The organism is uncultured Thomasclavelia sp., assembly GCF_944324745.1.
In the GTDB taxonomy this organism is placed as follows: Bacteria; Bacillota_I; Bacilli_A; order Erysipelotrichales; family Coprobacillaceae; genus Thomasclavelia.
Map to the genome: position 1 here is coordinate 1 of NZ_CALUXO010000043.1, position 6,177 is coordinate 6,177.

General features: G+C 32.2%; 5 protein-coding genes and 1 pseudogene. 1 reads left to right on the forward strand and 5 read right to left on the reverse strand.

Going from position 1 to position 6,177, the window contains the following annotated elements; translation table 11 throughout:
- From Q0K54_RS04680 to Q0K54_RS04700, 5 genes are all read right to left on the reverse strand, one after another.
- Nucleotides 1–679 (reverse strand): AAA family ATPase (locus Q0K54_RS04680; protein ID WP_294578699.1); only part of this gene is annotated, 679 nt, incomplete at its 3' end.
- Nucleotides 680–925: 246 nt separating this feature from the next.
- Complete coding sequence (locus Q0K54_RS04685; protein WP_294578700.1) at nucleotides 926–1,591, reverse strand: TrkA family potassium uptake protein; 666 nt, start codon at nucleotides 1,589–1,591, stop codon at nucleotides 926–928.
- An 11-nt stretch (nucleotides 1,592–1,602) separates the two neighbouring features.
- On the reverse strand, nucleotides 1,603–3,006 hold the full coding sequence (locus Q0K54_RS04690; protein WP_294578701.1) for a TrkH family potassium uptake protein: 1,404 nt from the start codon (nucleotides 3,004–3,006) through the stop codon (nucleotides 1,603–1,605).
- A 14-nt stretch (nucleotides 3,007–3,020) separates the two neighbouring features.
- The gene (locus Q0K54_RS04695; protein ID WP_294578702.1) at nucleotides 3,021–4,592 is read right to left on the reverse strand and encodes an NAD(P)/FAD-dependent oxidoreductase; all 1,572 of its coding nucleotides are present in this window, start codon (nucleotides 4,590–4,592) and stop codon (nucleotides 3,021–3,023) included.
- A complete protein-coding gene (locus Q0K54_RS04700; RefSeq protein WP_294578703.1) occupies nucleotides 4,576–5,709 on the reverse strand; it encodes an aminoacetone oxidase family FAD-binding enzyme in 1,134 nt (377 codons plus the stop codon). Before Q0K54_RS04700 ends, Q0K54_RS04695 begins: the two co-directional genes overlap by 17 nt.
- A gap of 200 nt (nucleotides 5,710–5,909) precedes the next feature.
- Here Q0K54_RS04700 and Q0K54_RS04705 point away from each other — a divergent pair.
- Nucleotides 5,910–6,177, forward strand: a pseudogene (locus tag Q0K54_RS04705) (YebC/PmpR family DNA-binding transcriptional regulator); the annotation flags it as partial.

The window sequence follows — 6,177 nt, forward strand, 5'->3', positions numbered from 1 at the left end:
CTTTGGCTACTCGCTGGATTCCCGTCAGCATTCCATATTGCAGACTATTTGAGGTCTTTAAAGCATTATGAAGCAATGATGATAATGATTGGCGGATATCATCATAAAAGCCACCTGCATGTGCTTCGATAAAAGGAGTATCGTATTCATCAATGAAGACCATCACTTTCTTATTATAATATTTTTGCATTTGTTCCATTAAAAAGGATAAAGAATTGGTTGCATTATCTAATCTTTCATCCTCAATCCCCATTAAACTTAAAACAACTTTATGATATTCATCTTCTTTAAAACGACTAAGCTTAGTAAATATAAATTCATATCGATCATAAATATCTCTAATTTTTAATTTTATTTGCTTAACAATTTCATAGCGCGAACCTTTGGCACCGGCAAAAGAAAGATAAATGACTGGATATTGATTTAAATATGCGGCATATTTGGTTTCCATGATTTTGGTATCTTTGAAGATTTCTTTGGAATCCTTGGTAATATCAAAGAACTCTGCCATCATCGACATATTTAAAGTTTTTCCAAATCGTCTTGGCCTTGTTATTAGAGTCACTTTTGTTTGGGCCTTTAAAAAATCATATATCATCATTGTTTTATCAACTGCATAATAATTTTCACTCTTCAATTCTTGATAATCGGTGATCCCTATTGGCAATGCTTTCTTCATAATCTTAGCTCCTTTTATTTCTTATCTATAATTTATTATACTATTTCCTCTTTATTTTATCTATTAAAAGGATTATATCCAAATCCAATCTTATTTTTAACTATCTATTATCTTATTTATGTTACAAAAATTGAATAACGGCTAAGAGCATTAACGATAATCTAAATTATTTTATAAGACAAAAATCAGAAGTAATCCCATTTTATTAAATAATGGTTATTACTTCTGATTTTGATGAAATGTATTTTATTTAGTCATGTAATCAAACCGTTCTAACTCTTTAGTTTTACCGATCACTAAGAAATAATCATCTTTACTAATCAAATCTTCTGGTAAAACATCTAATGATAATTTCCCATCAACACCATGTTTGACCCCTATAATATTCATTCCATAAACACGACGAATATTTAAAGTAACAAAATTCTTACCAACCCAATCACTTGGTGCTTTTATTTCTACTAAAGAAAACTCATCATCTAATTCAACTAAATCAATAATACTCTTTCTCAGTAAACTTTTAGCCAGTTTGATTCCCATTTCTTTTTCAGCTCTAATTACCCGGTTAGCTCCAACTTTTTCTAATATCTTCATATATTGTTTATTCATAGCTTTAGCAATAATATATGGAACTCCAAGCTCTTTTAGATTCATTACTGTTAAAACTGCGGCTTCTAAATTAGTTCCAATTGCCACAATTACGATATCACAATCACCAATTCCAGCCGCATTTAATTCTTCTTTGTCAGTAGCATCGCCAACAATTGCTCTAGTTACCTCATCAGCCACTCGAGCAACACAATGTTCATCTTGATCTAAAACAATGACTTCCTGACCATGATTGGCTAATTCAGTGGCCACAGTAGAACCAAAAATTCCTAATCCAATGATTGCATATTGTTTATCTTCCATCAAACATCCTCCTATCCAATTAACACATTTCCATCGGGATATTTTAATTCTTTTTGATTAGCTTTAAGATATGATTTTCTAGCAAAAGAAATAATCATCGTAATCGGACCAATTCGTCCAATATACATTAAAATAATAATTATTATCTTGCCCACACTAGTTAAACTAGGAGTCAAGGCTGCCGTTAAACCAACAGTGGCAAACGCAGAAACAACTTCAAAACAAATATCAATAAATGGCGCTGATTCAGTAATTGATAAGATAAAAATACTAATCAATACTAGTGATAAGGCCATAGAAATAATGGCAAAACTGCGAACAATTAAATGCTTAGGAATTCGACGATTAAAAAGAGATACTTCTTTATGACCATGATAAATATGATAAACTTCTAAAATTCCTAAAGCAAACGTCACTGTTTTGATTCCGCCAGCTGTTCCCGCTGGTGAACCACCAATAAACATGATCAAACACATCATAAATTTGGTTGCCGTATTTAAAGCTCCCATATCAACTGAAGCAAAACCGGCCGTTCTTAAAGTTGCCGATTGAAACCAGGATACTTGAAGCTGGTCAATTAATCGTAAATTGCCGATGGTATCTGGGTTTTGATATTCACAAAAATAAAATAAAATCGTTCCTGCAATTAATAATGCCGCTGTAACAATTAAAACAATTTTAGTATGCAAAGAAAGGCTGTTAAATAAGTGTTTCTTATTAAACTTAGCTCTTCTTTTAAACTCTTTTTTAATACATTTAGCTATATCAAACCAGACCACAAAACCAAGGCCACCCATGATAATCAACCCAGGAATCACCAGATTAATGATGGGATTAGTCGCATAAGCAACTAATGAATTACTTCCGATAACATCAAAACCGGCATTACAGAAAGCTGATATAGCATGAAAAATAGCATAGTAAATGCCTTTGATCATTCCAAAGTCTGGAATAAAAACAAATGCCAGCAATAATGCCCCAATTCCTTCAACAACAAAGGTATATTTAATGACATTTTTAACAAATCCCGCTAAATCATTGAGATTTGGCTGATTAAAAGCTTCTTGCATAACAACTTTATTGGTTAACGTCATTTTCTTTTTCAGCTTTAAAATCAAAATATTTAAAAAAGTCAAAAATCCCAAACCACCAATTTGAATCATTAAAATAATAATGATCTGACCAAATAAATTATATTGACTGGCTGGTACTACTGGGATCAATCCCGTAACACAGGTAGCTGAAGTAGCAACAAATAGATTATTAAGATAACTAGTTGGTTCTTGTACATTAGTTATCGGTAAACAAAGTAAAATAGAACCAATAATAATCACCATTAAAAAGCTTAACGCTATTTGTCTGGTAGGACGCATTGAATAATGCATCCTTGTTTTATATATAGTTGAAACTTTCATACTTCCTCCATTAATTATTCACTTTTCAATAACATTTCACTGCATTTTAAACCATCAATCGCACTAGACATAATTCCTCCGGCATAACCAGCTCCTTCACCGATAGGATAAATATTTTTAATATTACTTTCAAAATTTTCATCACGATAAAAACGTACTGGTGATGAAGAACGTGATTCAACTCCTGAAAGCATCGCCTGAGTAGTAAAACCAGAAAACTTCTGATTCATTAATACTAATCCTTCTTTTAAAGAATCATTGATATTTTTAGGAAACAATTCATTCAAGTTAGCATATTTAACTTGAGGTAACACACTGCAGGTTACCTGATCCATTGATAAACCAATTTTATTTTCTAAATAATCTTCAACTCGCATAACTGGAACCTGATAATTACCACCACCTAATTCAAAAGCTTTCTTTTCTAACTGGCGTTGGAAACTGACTCCAGCTAAAGGATGGTCACTATCAAAGTCTTCAGGTCCAACTGTCACTAAAATAGCACTATTGGCATTTTTATCATCACGAGCCTGGTTACTCATTCCATTGACAACAACCCCACCAACTTCACTGCTTGAATTAATCACTCGACCACCAGGACACATACAAAAAGTATAAACCCCACGACCACTACTTGTTTTTACTGCCAATTTATAATCAGCTGTTGGTAAGCATTGATGGTTGGCCATTTTTCCATATTGATGCCAATTGATAAATGACTGTAGATGTTCAATTCTTAAACCAACTGCAAATGATTTTTGGCTGATATCTAACCCACGTTGGTATAGCATCTCATAACTGTCCCTAGCACTATGACCAATTGCCAAAACTAATTTATCAGCGTTCATTTTTTCTTTACGATTATTTCTTTCAATTACGATACTTTTTAAACAATTATCCACAATTTCTAGATCGACTAATTTAGTATCAAATAAAACAGTACCACCATTTTTGATAATTGTTTGTCGCATATTATAAACAACCTTAATTAAATAATCCGTTCCCACATGCGGTTTATTTACATAAAGGATATCTTCTTTAGCTCCATGTTCGACAAAAGTTTCCAAAATAAACCGTTTTCGATAATCTTTAACTCCAGTAGTTAATTTACCATCGCTAAAAGTTCCGGCACCCCCTTCACCAAATTGAACATTACTTTGCGGATCTAATTTTCCCGTCTTAAAAAATTGTTCAATATCTTGTTTGCGTTTTTCAACCGCACTTCCTCGTTCGATCAAAGTTACTCTTTGCCCACAGCGAGCTAAATTATAGGCACAAAATAAACCAGCTGGTCCACTACCTACTACAACTATGTGATCATCAGTTGCTTTTAATTTAGGATAGTGATATTCTTTTACTTTATTTAATTGTAATTTTGGATATTTTTTTATTACCTGATCTTCATTATCAATATTAAAAGTAAAACTGCAAACAAAATGAATTTTATTTTTACGTCGGGCATCGACTGCCTGTTTAACTAATTTAACATCATGAATTTTATTTTTAGAAACATTTAACTGTTGCGAAATGATCTGTCGATAGTCCTTAATTGATAAAGGAACATTGACATTATTTATTTGTAACATATTCCACCTCGTTTTTCTTCAATATCGTTTTAGCCACATGGTAGCCAGAAGCAAATGCAAAATGCAAATTATAACCACCACAATCACCATCAACATCTAATAATTCACCGGTAAGATATAAATTAGGATATTGATAGCTTTCGAGATTTTCATCTACTTCCTGCAAACTAACTCCACCACTAGTTACCTGAGCTTTATCAAAACCACCAGTAGCGACAATTTTAAAACGCCAATCTTTAATATTATCAATTTCAGGAATTATCTTAGCTAATTTATCATTGAAAATACCGGCAAAATAATAATCTCCAAATTGTTTTTTTCTTCTTGTTAAATAATCTAATAATTCATGATAACTAAAATCCGGCATTAAATCTAAAGATATTTCTTTTTTTCCTTGGTAATGTGGCAATAACCTTGATAATTGCATGATACAAATTCCCGATAAACCAGCTTCATTAAATAAAACCTCTCCATCTTGGCGTTCAATGACTTTTCCATCCACCAACAATGAAGCTAAGCATTTAATCCTTACCCCTTTTAACTGTCGATAATGGGGATTAGTCTTTAACTGAACCAAACTAGGTGCTAGTTTAGTAATTTGAAGACCTAACTGATTAACCAGATCATAATTATTAGTCCCTGATAAACCTGAAGCTTTAGAACCCGTGGCAATTACAATGTTATCACCATGATATTTACCAAGATTAGTCGTAACCAGATAACCATCTTGTTGTTTAGTAATTTTTAAAGCCTGACAGTTTTCAATCAAAGCTACATTATCAAAATTATTCATTAAAGCATTTTTAATCGTCAGACTTTGATTAGAGCGAGGATATAGCAGCTTACCATTAGCTTTAACCATCACACCGATGGACTCAAAATATTCCCGAGCATCAAAGTAACCAATTATATTGGCAATTTTTTTATCATCAGTATTATAATGGCTAAGTGCTAAATCTAAATTTGATAAGTTACAGCGACCATTACCACTAGCTAAAATCTTCCGGCCAGATTTATTTGATTGTTCCAAAATAATTACATTTTCATCATGTTTAGCCAGTTCACAGCCACAAAGCAAGCCACTAGCTCCAGCTCCAATAATAATAGTTGTCTTCATATCTTTCTCCTTGTAGTTATTTGATTATAGCATAATTGATATTTAATGCCAATTATTAGCCCCCTTGATTCTCCTAATATTTAATTAATCTTGTTTAAAACAACATATTTGTCATTTTACAACCCAAAAAGTCTACTTGATAATATTAGATGATAAGTGTATAATTTAAAAGAATTTATCACTTTAAGGAGGAATTATTTATGGGTAGAGCACATGAAGTGCGTAAAGTGGCAATGGCCAAGACAGCTGCTAAAAAAGCTAAACTATACTCACGTTATGGTAAAGAAATTTATTTAATTGCTAAAGCTGGTGGTCCAGAACCCGATGGAAACCTTGCTTTGAGAAGAATAATTGAAAAAGCTAAAAAAGAACAAGTACCTGCTGATGTTATCAAAAGAGCAGTTGATAAAGTAAAAAGTGGTGTAACTGAAAATTATGAAGAAAAAGTATTTGAAGGTTATGCAGCTG

What these genes read in the sequence shown, in the direction of transcription:
- Q0K54_RS04685 (WP_294578700.1), bottom strand. Translation starts at nt 1,591, where the DNA reads ATGGAAGATAAACAATATGCAATCATTGGATTAGGAATTTTTGGTTCT.
- Q0K54_RS04690 (WP_294578701.1), bottom strand. Translation starts at nt 3,006, where the DNA reads ATGAAAGTTTCAACTATATATAAAACAAGGATGCATTATTCAATGCGT.
- Q0K54_RS04695 (WP_294578702.1), bottom strand. Translation starts at nt 4,592, where the DNA reads ATGTTACAAATAAATAATGTCAATGTTCCTTTATCAATTAAGGACTAT.
- Q0K54_RS04700 (WP_294578703.1), bottom strand. Translation starts at nt 5,709, where the DNA reads ATGAAGACAACTATTATTATTGGAGCTGGAGCTAGTGGCTTGCTTTGT.